Origin of the sequence: Tunturiibacter psychrotolerans (genome assembly GCF_051013365.1) — a bacterium.
Taxonomy (GTDB): domain Bacteria; phylum Acidobacteriota; class Terriglobia; order Terriglobales; family Acidobacteriaceae; genus Edaphobacter; species Edaphobacter psychrotolerans_A.
In genome coordinates this window covers 4,623,202-4,639,774 of the sequence record NZ_CP132941.1, presented here as the reverse complement: position 1 = coordinate 4,639,774, position 16,573 = coordinate 4,623,202, and the positions used below count along the sequence as shown (strand labels likewise).

The window sequence follows — 16,573 nt, the reverse complement described above, 5'->3', positions numbered from 1 at the left end:
ACCGAAGGATGGATGGTCGTGGGTTGCTGCCAGGCGGAATTGTTGAGGCGTTAGATCAGGGCGCGGTCATTGTAACGAGCAACCAGCGGGCTGCACGGAGTCTTCGGCGGGGATGGGATCGGCGCAATCGTGAGTTGGGGCTCTCGAGCTGGGCGCCGGCGGCGGTCATTTCCTGGGACGCATGGCTTGCAAGCATCTGGCATCGACTCTTGGTCGAGGGTCATGTCTCTGAGATGATTTTGAATCGGTCGCAGGAACACGTGGTGTGGAGGACGATTCTCGAGGCTGACGATGAACTGGCAAGTCTGCGAAGTGTCGATTCGCTGGCCGTCATGGCCGCGGAGGCATGGCGCAAACTCTGCCACTACGACGGTCAATCGAGGCTTTGGGGAGCGATCGGAACTTCGGACACGCGATCGTTTCAGCGATGGGCGCGCACCTTCGAACGACGATGTCAGGCTGAAGGGTTTATCGTGCTGGCCCAGTTAGAAGACAAACTACGCGAGCTGTGTGAGAAAAACGTCGCGGGAACTGGATTCTTCGAATTAACTCCGAAGAAAGTTGTCTTGGTTGGGTTCGATCATATGATTCCAGCCCAGAGACGGCTGGTGGATGCCCTGCGGTCTGCGGCTGTACAGGTTGAGGATCTTCGGCTAGCCGTTTCCACTCGGAGAAGCGTGCTCGTGGAAGCCGAGGAAGAACATCAGGAGTTGTTGCTTGCTGCGCGATGGGTCCGGAAATTTCTCGAAGAAAACGCCGACGCGACCGTCTCGGTGATTGTGCCTGCACTTGAGAATGAGCGGAGAGAGATCGACCGGGTATTTCGTGAAGTTCTGGCACCGGAGCTGGAAGACATCTGCACCGACAGCCAGACTGGACCGTATGAGTTTTCGGTTGGCGTGGCTCTGGCGGAGATCCCTCTGGTTGCCGCGGCCTTCGATCTCCTGCGCTGGTCCATTGGACCGCTGCCCCTGGAACGAGTGAGTGCGTTGTTGTTGTCGCCTTACTTCGCGATGTCTGCCGAAGAAAGAAGTGCGCGCGCTGAGTTCGATGCCTTTGAACTCCGCAAAGCGCGAATACTGCGACCGGAGATATCACTGTCTGGGCTAGTCGAAATGATGGAACGATCGAAGCGCCGACAAAAGCTTTCTCGATTGCTTAGCACCCTACGAGCAGCGCTGCGTCTTGCGAACCGGTTGCAAGGTCTCAATGCAAGGACGCACGCTGAATGGACAGAACAGATGCGAGAGTTTCTGGTTGCATCAGAATGGGGCTCTGGGCGCGGAGAGACCAGCATCGCGTTTCAGACGCGGCGCAAGTGGGAGAGTGCGCTTGATGAACTCACAACGTTGGACTTTGATGGCGTCCCGGTCGAGTTTGCAGCGGCGCTTTCCTCGCTGGAGAGAATCGCCCTCCAGACTATGTTTGCGCCGGAGTCGCGAGGAGCTCCGGTGCAAGTGATGGGTCCGCTCGAAGCCGCGGGGAGCACCTTTGACGCGATTTGGTTCTTGCGAGCTGGCGAGCTTACGTGGCCAATGGCAACAACGAGCAATTCCCTGCTGCCCTGGCATCTGCAACGCGAATTAGAGATGCCTGGAACGAGTGTGTCTGTGGACAACGAACACGCGCGAAGGATCACGGAACGAATTGCTGCAATCGCGGGTACGGTCGCATTCAGCTACGCGAAAGAGTCTCCAGAGGGTGGGCAGCGGCCTTCGCCGTTGTTGGCCGCGCTCGGGCTGGAAGCGATTAGCGCAGCAGAGTTTGTAGAGTATGAGCCGCCACGAACGATCGTCGAACTTGAAGAGGTTGCGGACTCCGCCGTGGTTCAGGCGCTCCCGGACAAAGTCATTCGCGGCGGCGCAAGAGTTCTGGAACTCCAGGCAGCATGCGGTTTTCGCGCCTTCGCAGAACAGAGACTTTGGTCGACGGAGGTCGAGTCGATCGAACCTGGTATGGATGCGAGAGTAAGCGGGACTGTTGTACACCATGCGCTTGAGCACTTCTGGAACGAGGTCAAAACGCAGGATGCCTTGCGATCGATGAACACTGAGGAACGTGACGAGGTGTTGGAGTGGTGCATCGCTCAAGCTCTAAAGAAAACAGCAGAGGCAATTGCGACCGATTGGGACGAGGCCTATATCGATGTGCAGCGAAAGAGGCTGCGCAAACTTCTATCAGGGTGGTTGGAACTGGAGTTGGAGCGAGAACTCCCCTTCGAGGTGAAGCTCAGCGAGAAAAAACTTGACGATGTCCGCGTGGGTCCGCTGCGCCTGAATGTGCGTCTGGATCGCGTCGATGTAGTAGAGGGTGGTGAAGTTCTGATCGACTATAAGACGGGTTCTGCTTCACCGAATGACTGGTTGACGTCGAGACCCGATGCTCCGCAGCTTCCGTTATATGCAATTCTCACGCAGGAGGATCAATTGCGGGGTGTCGCGTTCGGTCTGGTCCGGGCAGGAGAGGGCCGCGGCCTTAAGGGATACGCGACATGTGACGGGATCCTCCCCAAAGCAAGCAAGCTGAGAGAGGCGCCGACACTCGAAGCTCAGATAGAACGATGGAGAGAGGTACTGATAGCGCTGGCGGAAGAGTTCTCTTCAGGCGACGCCCGTGTGCAGCCGAAGACGTATCCGGGAAGCTGCTCTCACTGCGAACAGAGACTTCTCTGTCGGCTCGACGTCTCGTTGCTCGAAGAAGACGAGGACCAGGACGAAAGTCCATGGGCAGAGGTCAGCCGTGGGTGATCTGTTTGACATCTCAGAGGCCAATTCTCTTCCAGAGACGACGAGCAGCAAACGGCCACCAGACTGGCGAGCGCGAGAGCGAGCGCTTGATATCCAACGATCATGGATCGTCGAGGCGCCCGCTGGATCAGGTAAAACCGGTCTCCTCATCCAACGCTACCTAAAGCTGCTCGCGGATGAGAGTGTTGAAGATCCTAGTCAGGTTTTGGCAATTACGTTCACCGTCAAAGCAACAGCCGAAATGCGGGAGCGCGTAATCTCTTACCTGGAGAGTGCTTCCCGACACGAACCTGTGAAGAGCGATTCGTCCTTTGATCGCGAGACACGGACGCTGGCAGAAGCGGTGCTCCGCCGCGATACTTCCCTTGGCTGGGAGTTGCTGCACCAACCCCGCAGAATGAATATTCGTACCATCGATTCCGTGTGTGGAGAGGTGGCGCGGTTGCTGCCGGTGCTCTCAGGTGGTGGTGGACGGCAGGCTCCGGTAGAAGATCCGACGTTGTTGTATCGCGAAGCAGCGAGAGAGACGTTGATGCAACTCGGCGGCAACGATACGGAGTTGGATGCCGCTCTGCGCACCGTATTGTTGCATCGCGACGGTAGCCTCCGCGACTGTGAGCGGCTGTTGATGGAGATGCTGCCGGCGCGCAACCAGTGGGGAGAGTTGGTTCCGCTGGGAAGACAGCATCTGGACGACTCTTTTCTGGATGAAATGGTGTTGCCTAGGCTTGAACTTGCACTGGAGCGGGCCATCTGTGCCGGGCTGACGCGGCTGTCACTGTGCTTTCCGCCAGGCATTCTGCAAGAGCTGGCCTCGCTTGCTGGCGAGATGGGGCACGCGGAGGGTTATAAGGGCGATCCCTCTCCGATCGCGCCATGTGCAGGCGTGCATACAGCGCCGCAAGAGACTGCCGAACATCTCGAGCACTGGCGAGCTTTGATACATCTGCTGGTGACGAAAGATCCGAACTGGAGGGCAACTGCGCAGCGCAATCATCTCGGCTTCAAAATTGAAAAAGATCATGCCCAACGATTGACGCTTCTAGTGCAACAGCTGTGGCACCGCGATGATGTGCTTGACGCGATAAAAAATGTGAAGAGCCTTCCGCCGGCCAAATATCCGGAAGAGCAGTGGGCCGTTGCGAAGGCGCTCTTTCGTGTTTTGAATAGAGCGTTGGTTGAATTGCAGCTAATCTTCGCACGCCGTGGAGGGTGTGATTTCGCTGAGCTTGGTCTGCTGGCGCAAGTGGCGCTGCGAAGAGAAGGCGCCGTCGCCGATTTGAACAAAGCGTGGGGAATGAGGCTTCAGCATCTTCTTGTGGATGAGATGCAGGACACGTCGACCAGCCAGTACGAGTTGATTCAGCTCCTGACGCAAAGGTGGGACGGCCACAGTCAGACGGTGTTTCTCGTAGGCGATCCAAAACAATCGATCTATCTCTTCAGGCAGGCGCGTGTCGAGCGATTTGTGACAACAATGCAGACGGAGTTTCTAGGGGACTTGCCACTGAGCAGATTACAGTTGACGGCAAACTTCCGCTCGCAAAGGAATCTTGTGGAAGCGTTCAATGACGATTTCTCGCTTTTGTTTCCCCGGCACGTGAGTACGGAGAACCCCGAGGAAGTGCCGTATGTTGAGGCGAAGGCTGTGCGTGGACCTTCACGGAGTGGCTCGCTGAATCTTGTGTGGCATACGCGCGTGCTCACCTCGGCAGAGTCGACGGAAGCGGCAAAAAAAGCAAAACGCCGGCAAACAAAGCGCGAGGCCCGGCAGGTGCGAGCCATTGTCGAAGATTGGCGCGCCAGGCCACTCCCTGACGGCAGGAATGAACCATGGAAGCTGGCGGTGCTGGTGCGAAGTCGCAACCTGCTTACCGATATCGTGACTGAACTGAAGAATGAGTCGAAAGGAGCGATACCGTTTCGTGCAGTGGATATCGAGGCGCTGGGTGAAAGGCAGGAAGTTCTTGATCTTTTTGCATTGACCAGAGCGCTGATGCACCCGGCCGATCGCGTAGCGTGGCTCGCAGTATTGCATGCTCCGTGGTGCGGTCTTGGGCGGGCCGATCTGCACCTGCTGGCGGGCGCGGATGATCCCATCTGGTCTGAGCGATGCATCGGAGACGTAATCGCAGAGCGAAAAGACCTGCTGAGTGAACAGAGTTACGCGAGACTGATGCGCGTTTGGCCGGTGTTGCAGGCGGCAGAGGAGAATCGTTCGGGGATCGGCACCGCTCAATGGGTGGAGAAGACGTGGCGATCCTTAGGCGGCGATGCGTCTTTGAAACCTGTGGAACTCAGCAATGCACGAAGGTATCTACAGCTTCTGGATGAAGTCGAAGAAGAGTCCGGAACGATTGAAGTAAATTTGCTGAAGCGACGGCTCGATAAACTGTACGCCCAACCACCAGCCGGCGGTTGGGCTGTCGATCTGATGACGATCCATAAGTCTAAAGGTCTCGAATGGGACGTCGTGATGGTCCCAGGGTTGCAGAAGAAAGATCCGGCGAATCGCGAAAAATTGCTGAACTGGAGTGAGATTGATTTCGGAGACGAAGATGCGGCGCATATCATGCTGGCGCCGATTGTGGGCCGCGGCGAAGGCTCAAGGGCGTTGAACGATTGGTTGAAGAGCATGGAGAAGGCGAAGGAGGCCGCTGAGAGAAAGAGACTGTTCTATGTCGCGTGCACTCGGGCGCGCGAGGAACTACATTTATTCTCGTCTCCCAAAACGAAGACGAACGGCGAGATCAACCGTCCTTATGGAAGTCTGTTGGCTACCGCGTGGCCCGCAGCAGAACGGCATTTTATGGACGTGCCTGCCTCGAAGAACGTCAATCAGCTACCGATGATGTTTCCAGTGCCGGAAGAAGGTGAGGGGTTTGTCGGCGACATTGCGGCCGGCATCGATGAGGGTGTGCGACCTGCAATTCTCCAGCGCCTACCAATCGGATTCAAGCCAGAATCACGATTTTCAGTTGGCCAGAGACTTTCCTACGGGGAGGATGCAGGCACACCAGGGGCAGCACATTTTGAGAGGCCTGAGGGTTCTTTCGAAGCTCGTGCTTTTGGCACCGCAGTCCATGCATTCTTAGAGGCGATAGCGAAGAGACTGGTAGAAGGGACAAATGTAGAGGCCTTACTGCGCGAAGTGGAATCATGGACGCCGCGAATTGTAGCCTTGCTCCGAGGAGAAGGACTTCAGCCGGTCGTCGTCGAGCGGCTTGCGCGACGGGTAAAGACGGCTCTCACCAACATGTTGCAAGACGAAGAGGGACGATGGGTACTGAGCCAGCACGCTCAGGCGTCGAACGAACTTGCGCTAACCGGGTGGAGAGATACTCGCAGCAGCGTCCGACTGGATCGGGTGTTTCATGGTGGATCCAAACCGATGGAACCCGGGACCGACTATCTCTGGATCATCGACTACAAAACAGCAACGCATGGGCGCGAACGAGTCGACGAGTTTCTTGTGGAAGAACGAGCAAAATACACGGAACAGATGAAGGTTTATGCCCGAATGATGAAGGATCGCGTAACGAGTGGAAATCTGCGGGTAGGTTTGTACTATCCGATGTTGCCAAAGCTCGTTTGGTGGAACCCTGAAACAGATTGACGGATCGTTGCCTAGAGAAAACTATTGCTGTGGCGAACGTCCGCGCCGCGAACCCAGAAGATTACATCTTCTGCAATGTTAGTGGCATGATCGCCGACGCGTTCCAGGTTGCGCGCGATGATAAGTGCGTTGAGCGATTGCGGAGTCAGCTCAGGCTTTTCCTTGATGAGAGTACTAAGTGCGTAGAAGGCAGCATCATTCATCTCATCGACCTGATCGTCGAGTCGCAGGACAGACTCAGCCAGTTCGGCGTCACCTTCAATGAAGGCCTGGAGCGACTTGCGCACCATAGCGGAGGAGAGGGAGGCAAGCTTAGGAATATCGACGGGAAGATCGATGTTCGCGAAGGCGCCCATCTCGCGTACGCGCACGGCGATATTGACCGCCTGATCTCCTACTCTTTCGAGATCGGCGTTGATGCGGATCACTGAGAGAATAAAGCGAAGGTCGATGGCCATGGGTTGTTCCATGGCAAGCAGGTCAAGCGCCATCTGATCGATCTCACGTTCGAGGCGGTTGATGGAGGGCTCGGCGCGGAAGACAAGCTCGCAGATGGAAAGGTCGCGTGTTCTGTACGCTTCGATCGAGCGTTGAATCGCCTGCTCGGCCATCCCAGCCATGACCAGCAGTTTCTCCTTTAAGTCGTCAAGGCTCTGGTGAAATTTGACACGCATCAGCCAAACCTCCCAGTGATGTAGTCTTCCGTACGTTTGTCTCGCGGATTCGTGAAGATCTTGTGGGTGGAGTCGAACTCGACCATCTTGCCGTTGAGAAAGAAGCCCGTGTTCTCGGCGACGCGGGCGGCTTGCTGCATGTTGTGCGTCACGATGACGATGGTGTATTGGCTCTTGAGCTGAAAGATCAGATCTTCGATCTTGGAAGTTGAGACGGGGTCCAGCGCGGAAGCCGGTTCGTCCATCAGCAACACCTCAGGATCGACAGCGAGTGCGCGGGCGATGCACATGCGCTGCTGTTGGCCACCTGAAAGCGAAGCTCCGGATTTCTTCTTCAGATCGTCCTTGACCTCTTCCCAAAGCGCGGCCTGTTTGAGCGAACGCTCGACCGTCTCATCGAGGATGCGCCGGTTGCGGAAGCCGTTGAGCTTGAGGCCGCTGACGACGTTGTCGTAGATAGACATGGTCGGGAAGGGGTTGGGGCGTTGGAAGACCATCCCGACGCGACGACGAATTTCAACCGGTGAGGCGTCGTTGTAGATGTCGATCTCGCCCATTTTGACCACGCCTGTCGCTCGGGCGATGGGGTTGGTCTCGTGCATGCGGTTGAGGCAGCGGACAAAGGTGGATTTACCACAACCCGAAGGACCGATGAGCGCGGTGGCGTGGTTCGCGGGGATGTGCAGGTTGATGTCCTGCAGGGTGTGCGTCGTGCCGTACCACGCGTTCAAATCCTCAACTAAAATGCCGACTCCCACTAGCTTCCTCCCTTGAGTGCGCCGCGGTTGGCAAAGATGCGGACGAGCGTGACCGAGACCATGATTAAGACGATAAGAACGAGCGAACCAGCCCACGCCAAACGATGCCACTCGTCATAGGGCGAGATGGCATAAACATAGATCTGCAGAGGCAGGGCTGCGATCGGTTGGCTGAGGTTGAAACTCCAAAACTGATTTCCAAAAGCGGTGAAGAGAAGCGGAGCGGTCTCTCCGGCTACGCGGGCGAATGCCAACATGCATCCTGTGATGATGCCAGGCGATGCCGTGCGCAGGCTGATTGAGATCGCCGTCCGCCACTTGGGGACACCGAGACCAAGAGCTGCCTCTCGAATAGCGTGCGGCACCGTAGCCAGCATCTCTTCGGTGGTTCGCGTGATGGTGGGCACCATCATGATGGCCAGAGCGACGCCTCCAGCGAGAGCAGAGAAATGTTTCTGCTGAACAACGATGAGCGAATAGATTGAGATGCCCATCACGATCGACGGGACGCCATTCAACACATCGGCAGTGAAGCGGATGGCATTGGCTAGCGTCTTGCCGCGGCCAAACTCTGCAAGATATACACCTGCCGCGATTCCTATGGGAACACCCATGAGGCTTGCAAGGAAGAGGATAATGCCCGACCCGACAATCGAGTTCGCCATACCCCCACCCGTCTCGCCCACCGGGGCTGGGACGTGGGTGAAGAAGGCAAGATTCAGCGAACTCGCGCCCTTGTAGATCAGGTAGAAGAGAATCGCGATCAAGGGAAGGATGACGAGAATCGTCGCGAGGATGCAAAGACCGCTGACGAAGTAGTTCATCGCGCTGCGTGTTGCCCTGTTCCTGCGCATGGATTTGGATTCAAAGTCCATGGGTCGGGGTTGGTTGCTCAAGGGTTGAGTGCTCATGTCAGATGACCCGCGCAGGTGCGTTGCGTGTTACCGCCCAGACCATCAACCGGGCGATGGCGTTTACGACGATGGTGACCAGGAAGAGAGCGAGACCAATCTCGATAAGGGCACTTAGGTATAGATCACCAGTGGCCTCGGAGAACTCGTTGGCGATGACACTGGCCAGAGTGTATCCGGGGGCGAAGAGTGACTTGCTGATATCGGGATGGTTTCCGATGACCATCGTGACAGCCATCGTCTCGCCCAAGGCGCGTCCGAGGCCCAGCATGATGGCGCCTACAATACCGATGCGGGAGTTACGCAGAACACCGATGCGTATCATCTCCCATCGAGTTGCTCCCAGGGCAAGCGCAGCTTCGCGCTGGCTGTTGGGAACTGCGATCATAATGTCGCGGGTCAGCGAGGAGATGATCGGAAGAATCATGATGGCAAGGATCATGCTGGCCGTCAGAAGTCCGACGCCGAAGTTGGGACCTTCGAAGAATCCCGTCCAGCCAAGTGTCTTGCTGAGGAACGGACCAATGACATCGCGCATGAGCGGTACAAGAACAAAGACCGCCCAAAGGCCGTAGACAACGCTGGGAATGGCGGCAAGCAGTTCGGTCAGGAAGGAGATTGGGGCGCGAAGCGGGCGTGGGCACAACTCGGTAAGGAAGATTGCGACGCCGAGGGCCAGAGGAACCGCCATGCAAAGAGCCAACAGCGACGTGGCAAGTGTGCCGTAGATAAAGGGCAGCGCGCCGAAGTCACCCGAGACCGGGTCCCATCCCTGGGTGGTGAAGAACTTCCAGCCGAACTGAGCGAGACTCAGCCGCGAGTGCATGACGAGGATGCCAAAAATGAACAAAACGATTGCGAAGATGCTGCATGCGCAAATCAGCATTACCGCAGCAAAACTGTTATCGGCAAGGCGGCCGCTTCCCCGCTTGGAGAGGTAGTCCCGGATCGGAGACAAGGTTATACCTGCCACAGCCGGAGCCACATCCGCAGAGGCCGCAGGAGGCGACATGGGTGTTGGTACAGGCAACGGTGAGCTTGTTTCTCTTTCGGGAGTCATACGAGTAGAAGACACAATCCTATTTTCCTGACGGTTGATTCTTCGGATCGATTGTATCGGGCTTACTTGTCCAGTTACTGGTAAGAAAAAGATGCCGCACGAATCTCGGTCTGAAAGCCGTGCGGCAGCTTTGCTATTTTACGGTCGCAATGCTCTTGCGAACCATATCCTGAACCTGCTTGGGTAGTGGCGCGTACGTTAACGCAGCAGCTTCGTTTTCACCGTGATCCAACATCCACTCCAGGAAGCCAGCCAGTGCCTTTGCCTTAGCCGGGTCGGTAGAGTGGGTCGGGATCAACAGCCAGGTAAAGCTGGAGATCGGGTAGGAATCGGCACCGGGAGCATTGGTGATGGAGACGCGGTAGTCGGCTGGCATGGTCTTCGCCGCGGCAGCGGCAGCAGCAGTGACGCCCGCAGTCGAAGCCTTGAGAAACTTGCCAGATGCGTTGCGCACTGCACCGAAGCTCATCTTGTTCGTCTCGGCGTAGATCAACTCGACATATCCAAAGGAGTAAGGCGACTGACGAACCATGCCTGCGACGCCTTCATTTCCCTTTTGTCCAATACCCGTAGGCCATTTGACCGAGGTGCTATGACCCACCTTGGTCGCCCAGTCCGGGCTGACCTTTGAAAGGAAATCCGTGAAGATAAACGTTGTTCCGCTACCGTCTGAACGGTACACCGGAAGAATGGATTTGTCGGGCAGATTGACTCCCGGATTGTCTTTTGCAATACGCGGATCGCTCCACTTGCTGATCTTGCCCAGATAGATATCGGCGATTACATCGGAAGAGAAGTTGAGGTCCTTATTGACACCAGGGAGGTTGTAAACCGGCACCACCGCACCAAGAACGGTGGGAATGTGCATCACCTTTACTTTGGCATCCTTCAGTTGCTGATCGGTCATCGGACCATCGGTGGCGCCGAAGTCGACAGTGCCTTCCGATACCTGACGGATACCGCCGCCGGAACCGATGGACTGGTAGTTGATCTTTACACTTGGATTCGCTTGGCTATATTCGCTAAACCATTTGGAATAAATAGGATACGGGAAAGTCGCACCCGCTCCATTAATGTTTTGTGCGTTGGCGCCCACGGCTACTAACGCCAGCACGCCTGCTGCGATGACTTTCAGATTCACTTGTCCCCCTAGGCTTTCAATGCATCGATCCAGCATTTCAGTCAATACATCTCACTCTTGAGTGTGAGGGGGGATTGTTACGGGGAGGTTACATCGGAGTGAAAACGGCATTATTCCACCAAGTTCTGAGCCTTCGGAAGTGTGAAAATAAAGTTGCTGCCAGCATTGAGCTCGCTCTCCGCGCGAATCGATCCGCCATGAGTCTGCACCATGTGCCGTGCAATCGCGAGGCCCAATCCGGTGCCTCCGGACTCTCTTGAGCGTGCCTTGTCCACCCGATAAAAACGTTCGAAGATTCGAGCAAGATGCTCCGAAGCAATTCCTGGGCCAAAATCTCGCACACTGAACTCGACAGCCTCAATTGGATCCGAGACATCTCGAGAGGTGACGACCACCTTGCAAACGGCAGCGTTGCGAGCCTGACCGTACTTGATGCCATTCTCAATGAGATTGCTGAGGACCTGGAGGATCGCGTCGGTGTCGGCGACGACCTCGGTAGTGGAGATATTGCCGATCTCGAGGATCGCCTCGGTATCCTGCACCAGGCCACTCATCGCCTGCACGGCGTCGCGCACTAAAATGTCGGCTGGAATCGGAGCCGGGTGGAGCTCCTGTTCGGAGGACTCTACCCGCGCCATCACCAACAAGTCTTCCGTCAGCCGATTCATGCGACTGGCATTCTTCAGGATGATGGTGAGAAACTCCCGTGCCGACTGGCTCAGTGCAGCTTCATGATCAAGCAGCGTCTCAACATAACCCGTAATCGACGTCAGCGGTGTGCGCAGCTCGTGCGATACATTGGCAACGAAGTCGCGCTGGGTCCGTTCAACCTCCTCGATGCGGGTGATGTCGTGCAGCACGGCAACTGCCCCGCCACCGGGCATAGGCGAGGCGTTGACCTCGAAGATGCGGCCGGGCAGCAGCGAGGTCGAGCGGCCATCGCTTACCACCCGCTGCTCCAGGGCAGTGCGGACGCAGTCGAGCACCTCAGGATCGCGGATCGTCTGGACCAACGCGTGTCCGACCCGAATCGCACTGCTGAAGGACGCACCCGGAATCAGCTTTTGCATCCGCTGATTGGTCCACTGAATACGGCCGGCCGGATCGACCGCAACGACCGCATCCTGCATGCTGTCGATCATCGCTTCCAGTTCGAGCCGGCTCTCCGATGCGTCATTCAGCGAACGGCTCACTTGTTCGGAAGCAACCGAAATAGCCCGTGCCAGGCCATCGAAATCGTTGAATGACGGGCGAATCTCATCGATCTGGCGCTCAGGGATTGCCGCGGCGGAGTCCTGCAAGAGCTTGACGTCCTGCCGAACCGACCGCATGAAAAGGAAGGCACTAATGCCGGCCCATGCGAGCATGAGCAGGCACGCGATTAGCCAGCGTTGGGGTACCGACGAGAACCCCGCAAACGCAAGGAACACCAGCGCGATCGCAACACGGAAGAAGACCGAAAAAAAGAAGCCACGCCTCACGGACCGCCCCCCCGCCTAGGCCTGCGCCGCCTTCGGAATCTCAAAGCGATATCCGGCACCGCGCATAGTCTTTAGGTAGCGTGGCGTCTCGGCGTCGGCCTCAATCTTCTCGCGGATGCGGCGGACATAGACGTCGACCGAACGCGGCGTGACGAAGCGGGCATCACCCCATACCGCATCCAGAAGGTGATCACGACTAAAGACTCGTCCAGGGTGACGGGCGAGATAATCCAGAAGCCGGAACTCCGTGGCCGTCGTCGTTACCAGTTCGCCGTTCACACGAAGCTGCATAGCGCTGGCGTCGATCTCTACATTCTCAAACTTCAAAACCGAAGGCGAACTTGGCCGTTCAAAACGCCTCAGCACCGCTTTTACCCTGGCTACAAGCTCACGAGTCGCAAAGGGCTTGGTGATGTAGTCATCGGCCCCCATCTCAAGGCCGTGGACGCGGTCGTTCTCGGCCGCGCGCGCCGTGAGGAAGATAATTGGAACGACGCTCAAGGTAGGATTCTGGCGCAATCTCCGGCAAAGATCCAGACCATCCCCACCTGGCACCATAATATCCAGGAGAAAGAGTGCGGGCGGCTGCCGTTCGGCGTCGGCAAGTATTTGATTGATAGCGAGATACGGGCGAACATTAAATCCGGCGCTCTCCAGGTGATACTGCACCAAGCGGGAGATATCCGCGTCATCTTCCAACACAAAAATCGTCTGACTCACTTCGTATAAACCTCTGTGATCGCGTGACTTGATTAACGTAAGGTTAGCGCACCACGGACGGGGGATTGCTAACGTACGATGAATCATCCACAGTAAACGAATGAAGGGTACGTTCGTATACTCTAGAGTCATTCTAAGTGGGGTTGACGGTCAGAACTGCATGAAACAACACTCCAATCTCGTCCTATGCGTGGATGACGAACGAATCGGGCTCGAGGTTCGGAAGATTCTGCTGGAACGCGCCGGATATAGAGTGCTGACGGCATCGGATGGACCGACCGGGCTCGCCGTCTTCTCGGCCGAACCGGTAGAGGCGGTTGTGCTCGACTACTCCATGCCGGGGATGCACGGCGGCGAGATTGCCACCCAGATGCGACAGATCAAGCCAGAGGTTCCCATCCTTTTATTGTCGGCTTACATAGGTCTGGCTCCCGAGGTAACCTCCCTGGTCAACCTTTATATGACCAAGGGAGAGGGCGCACCGGTGCTTCTGGAAAAATTAGGCATCCTACTGCAACCAGTTAGTTGATTCCGCAACCGAAGAAAATTCACGGGGCGAGAGGGATTTGAATCTAAGTCAATTCAACAATATTTTGCGGCAGGTCTTCGTACTACCTGTCGTCGCGCTGCTGGTGGTCGCCGGCGCGCTGTACTTTCAGATTCGCGGATCGAATGAGACGGTGAATCTGATTCAGGAATCAGACGCCCGTATCTCACAGGCAACCCTGCTTTCGAAGCTGGTTGTCGATGAGGAGTCCGGCCTGCGCGGGTACGAAACCACCGGCGACACGCGCTTCCTGCAGCCGTTTTACGAGGCAGAATCCCATCTTCAGACCGAGATTCAAAACCTTGACAACCTGGCCGGCGCGGATGCCGATCAGAAGCACGACATCGCGGACCTCCGCGACGAACATCAGACCTGGCAAGACGCATTCGCCCTTCCGGTGATTGCCACGGTTCGCGGAGGCGGACAAACCAATGATGTGGATCTAAACCTCCACGGCAAGGTCTTGATGGACAACGTTCGCCACGACCTCGACGACATCATTCAAAAGGCCGAGGCCAGTCGTACCCGGCGCATCGCACGCTGGCATCGTCAAGTCCATTCCCTGCTTCTGGTATTGCTCGCCCTGGCGCTTGGAATGGGCGTGCTGATCGGCCTCTTCACCCGCAGCCGTCTCCACGCGGTCTCTGCAGCTTACCGCGGTTCGCTCGACATCCTCAGCCGTCGAGCCGAAGAGCTCTACCAATCGGAGCAGCAACTCCGAACCACACTCGAATCGATCGGCGACGGCGTCATCACCTGTGACGCAGAAGGCCGCATTCAGATGATGAATCCCGTAGCCAGCGAGTTGACGGGTTGGAGCCAGCCCGAAGCTGGCGGGCATCAGCTCGAAGATGTCTTCCGCATCGTCGATGAGACAACGCGCGAGCCGGTAGAAACGCCAGTAGCTAAAGTAATGCGCCTCGACAAGATCGTGGGCATGGCCAACCATCACACGATTCTCCTGCGCAAAGACGGCACCGAACTCGATATCTCCGACAGCGGCGCTCCCATCCGCGACAAATCCGGCAACACGATCGGCATCGTCCTCGTCTTTCGCGACATCACGATGGAACGCAAGACCCAGGAAGCTCTGATTGCGAACGAAAAACTAGCAGTAGCGGGACGCCTCGCAGCCACCATCGCGCACGAGATCCACAATCCGCTCGACTCGGTGACGAATTTGATTTATCTCATGCGCAACGGCGCCACTCCTGAAGAATCGGTCCGCTTCATGGACATGGCGCAGCAGGAGCTGACGCGAGTCACGCAGATCAGCCGTGCCATGCTTGGCCTCTATCGCGAATCGAAGGCTCCCGTCGTTGTCGATCTCAAAGAAACACTCGAAGAGATCCTCCTCCTGATGGAGAGACGGCTCCATGACCTCGGCGTGACTGTCTCAACCGACATGCCGGAGCCAGTTGAAGTATCCGCCTTCCCTGCCGAGTTACGTCAAGTCTTCACCAACCTCGTCACCAATGCAGCCGAGGCGGCCGGACCGGGTGGCGAGATAAAGATCAGCATCACTCCACAAACGGCAGGCATCGATGGAAGCGGTCAAAAGTTACAAGCGGGCGCGACTGTGACGATCGCAGACAACGGCCCCGGCATTCCGGAAGATGTGCAGCCACATCTGTTTCAACCCTTTTTCACCACGAAAGGTGAGAATGGCACTGGCCTCGGCCTCTGGGTTAGCCGCGGCATCATCAACAAACACGGCGGCACCATCTGTGTAACCAGCGACACCGGCGATACCGATCACGGCACCAAAGTAGGCGTGTTCCTCGCCACCAATCCGACCATTAATGCGGGTGGCGGCGATTAGTTTTCGGATCCTCGGATGAAATATCTCTCTGGCCTATAGCAACCGCAGTTGCTGCGACACGATGGCCGCAGCTCTCTCGCACGCAACACGATCGACATCGTAATGTGTCACAAATCGAACCGAATGCGGGCCAATCGCGCTGACCAGCACTCCCTTCTGTTTGAGAGCGGCAGTAAACGCCGCAGCGTCTCCACCACTAGCCTGATCTGTGGAGCGCAGCTTGAAGATCACGATGTTGGTCTGCACAGTCTCCAGATCAATCTCCGCAGCCGCAGGTTCAGCAGCGACCGCCTCGGCCAGCAACCGGGCATTCGCATGATCTTCATGCAACCGCTTCGACATCTCACGCAAAGCGATCAGCCCTGCAGCCGCAAGAACACCCGCCTGCCGCATGCCTCCGCCTAACGCCTTGCGATAAATCCGCGCCTGCTCGATCGCCTTCCTGCTCCCAACCAGCATCGACCCCACTGGTGCGCCCAGTCCCTTCGACAGACAGAACATCACCGTGTCGAATCCACTCGTCAGCTTCGCCACGCTCAGTCCCAACGCAGTGGCCGCATTGAAAATCCGCGCGCCGTCGAGATGCACCGGCAGCCCAGCCTCACGGGCGCCCGCCCAAACCTCTTCAAGCACTGGCAACGGAGTCACCGTGCCGCCGGCCATGTTATGGGTGTTCTCGAGACTGATCATCCCGGTCTGAGCACGATAATAAATCTTCGGCCCAATCGCGGGCTTGATGTTCTCCCACGTCAGGATGCCGCGCTCTGCTGCAACCGTTCGCGCCTGGCAGCCGGAGAACGCAGACATCATCGCCATCTCCCAATCCAGCACATGCGACCGCGCCTCGCAGATCACCTCCTGCCCATGCTGCGTGTGCAGCCGAATCGCAATCTGATTCCCCATCGTCCCCGTCGGCACAAAGATCGAAGCTTCGCGCCCAAAGACCTCCGCGACTTCCTTCTCCAGACGATTGACCGTGGGGTCTTCACTGTAAACATCGTCGCCGACCTCGGCGGAGGCCATCGCCTCGCGCATCGCTGGGGTGGGGCGGGTCACGGTGTCGCTGCGCAGATCGATCATAATGTTCGTTCTCTCC

The 16,573-nt window shown here is 57.0% G+C and carries 12 protein-coding genes; 4 read left to right on the top strand and 8 right to left on the bottom strand.

Annotation, left to right across the window (positions count from 1 at the left end; genetic code table 11):
- The first annotated feature begins 8 nt into the window (after window positions 1-8).
- Both RBB76_RS19525 and RBB76_RS19520 read left to right on the top strand, forming a co-directional pair.
- Window positions 9-2,747: a PD-(D/E)XK nuclease family protein gene (locus RBB76_RS19525; protein ID WP_429629372.1), complete on the top strand. Its 2,739-nt coding sequence runs from the start codon at window positions 9-11 to the stop codon at window positions 2,745-2,747.
- Window positions 2,740-6,363 carry a UvrD-helicase domain-containing protein gene (locus RBB76_RS19520; protein WP_429629371.1) on the top strand — a complete coding sequence of 1,208 codons (3,624 nt, stop codon included), beginning with the start codon at window positions 2,740-2,742 and terminating at the stop codon, window positions 6,361-6,363. The genes RBB76_RS19525 and RBB76_RS19520 overlap by 8 nt, the downstream gene beginning before the upstream one ends.
- 11 nt (window positions 6,364-6,374) lie before the next feature.
- On the opposite strand, the gene phoU is transcribed toward RBB76_RS19520, so the two are convergent.
- The 7 genes from phoU to RBB76_RS19485 all read right to left on the bottom strand — a co-directional run bounded on the left by phoU (window position 6,375) and on the right by RBB76_RS19485 (window position 13,108).
- On the bottom strand, window positions 6,375-7,037 hold the full coding sequence (phoU, locus tag RBB76_RS19515; RefSeq protein ID WP_429629370.1) for a phosphate signaling complex protein PhoU: 663 nt from the start codon (window positions 7,035-7,037) through the stop codon (window positions 6,375-6,377).
- On the bottom strand, window positions 7,037-7,795 hold the full coding sequence (pstB, locus tag RBB76_RS19510; RefSeq protein ID WP_183980058.1) for a phosphate ABC transporter ATP-binding protein PstB: 759 nt from the start codon (window positions 7,793-7,795) through the stop codon (window positions 7,037-7,039). The genes phoU and pstB overlap by 1 nt, the downstream gene beginning before the upstream one ends.
- A complete protein-coding gene (gene pstA, locus RBB76_RS19505; RefSeq protein WP_429629369.1) occupies window positions 7,795-8,649 on the bottom strand; it encodes a phosphate ABC transporter permease PstA in 855 nt (284 codons plus the stop codon). The genes pstB and pstA overlap by 1 nt, the downstream gene beginning before the upstream one ends.
- Before the next feature lie 58 nt (window positions 8,650-8,707).
- On the bottom strand, window positions 8,708-9,766 hold the full coding sequence (gene pstC, locus RBB76_RS19500) for a phosphate ABC transporter permease subunit PstC (protein WP_429629649.1): 1,059 nt from the start codon (window positions 9,764-9,766) through the stop codon (window positions 8,708-8,710).
- 133 nt (window positions 9,767-9,899) lie between these two features.
- Window positions 9,900-10,907 carry a phosphate ABC transporter substrate-binding protein PstS gene (gene pstS / locus RBB76_RS19495; RefSeq protein WP_429629368.1) on the bottom strand — a complete coding sequence of 336 codons (1,008 nt, stop codon included), beginning with the start codon at window positions 10,905-10,907 and terminating at the stop codon, window positions 9,900-9,902.
- 110 nt (window positions 10,908-11,017) lie between these two features.
- Window positions 11,018-12,388: an ATP-binding protein gene (locus tag RBB76_RS19490; RefSeq protein ID WP_429629367.1), complete on the bottom strand. Its 1,371-nt coding sequence runs from the start codon at window positions 12,386-12,388 to the stop codon at window positions 11,018-11,020.
- Window positions 12,389-12,403: 15 nt separating this feature from the next.
- Entirely contained in the window at window positions 12,404-13,108 is a 705-nt protein-coding gene (locus RBB76_RS19485; RefSeq protein ID WP_429629366.1) for a winged helix-turn-helix domain-containing protein, read from the bottom strand.
- 160 nt (window positions 13,109-13,268) lie between these two features.
- Here RBB76_RS19485 and RBB76_RS19480 point away from each other — a divergent pair, with 160 nt between their 5' ends.
- Window positions 13,269-13,637: a response regulator gene (locus tag RBB76_RS19480; protein ID WP_429629365.1), complete on the top strand. Its 369-nt coding sequence runs from the start codon at window positions 13,269-13,271 to the stop codon at window positions 13,635-13,637.
- A 37-nt stretch (window positions 13,638-13,674) separates the two neighbouring features.
- Window positions 13,675-15,477 (top strand): ATP-binding protein, encoded by a 1,803-nt coding sequence (locus RBB76_RS19475; RefSeq protein ID WP_429629364.1) that lies wholly within the window; start codon window positions 13,675-13,677, stop codon window positions 15,475-15,477.
- Between the two features lie 33 nt (window positions 15,478-15,510).
- On the opposite strand, the gene RBB76_RS19470 is transcribed toward RBB76_RS19475, so the two are convergent.
- Window positions 15,511-16,557, bottom strand: coding sequence for a threonine aldolase family protein (locus tag RBB76_RS19470; protein ID WP_429629363.1), 1,047 nt, complete (start codon window positions 16,555-16,557; stop codon window positions 15,511-15,513).
- Window positions 16,558-16,573: the final 16 nt, after the last annotated feature.

Bases quoted from the DNA above. Each gene is read 5' to 3' on its own strand.
- phoU (WP_429629370.1), bottom strand. From the start codon at position 7,037: ATGCGTGTCAAATTTCACCAGAGCCTTGACGACTTAAAGGAGAAACTG.
- RBB76_RS19525 (WP_429629372.1), top strand. From the start codon at position 9: ATGGATGGTCGTGGGTTGCTGCCAGGCGGAATTGTTGAGGCGTTAGAT.
- RBB76_RS19480 (WP_429629365.1), top strand. From the start codon at position 13,269: ATGAAACAACACTCCAATCTCGTCCTATGCGTGGATGACGAACGAATC.
- pstA (WP_429629369.1), bottom strand. From the start codon at position 8,649: ATGCGCAGGAACAGGGCAACACGCAGCGCGATGAACTACTTCGTCAGC.
- RBB76_RS19470 (WP_429629363.1), bottom strand. From the start codon at position 16,557: ATGATCGATCTGCGCAGCGACACCGTGACCCGCCCCACCCCAGCGATG.
- pstC (WP_429629649.1), bottom strand. From the start codon at position 9,766: ATGACTCCCGAAAGAGAAACAAGCTCACCGTTGCCTGTACCAACACCC.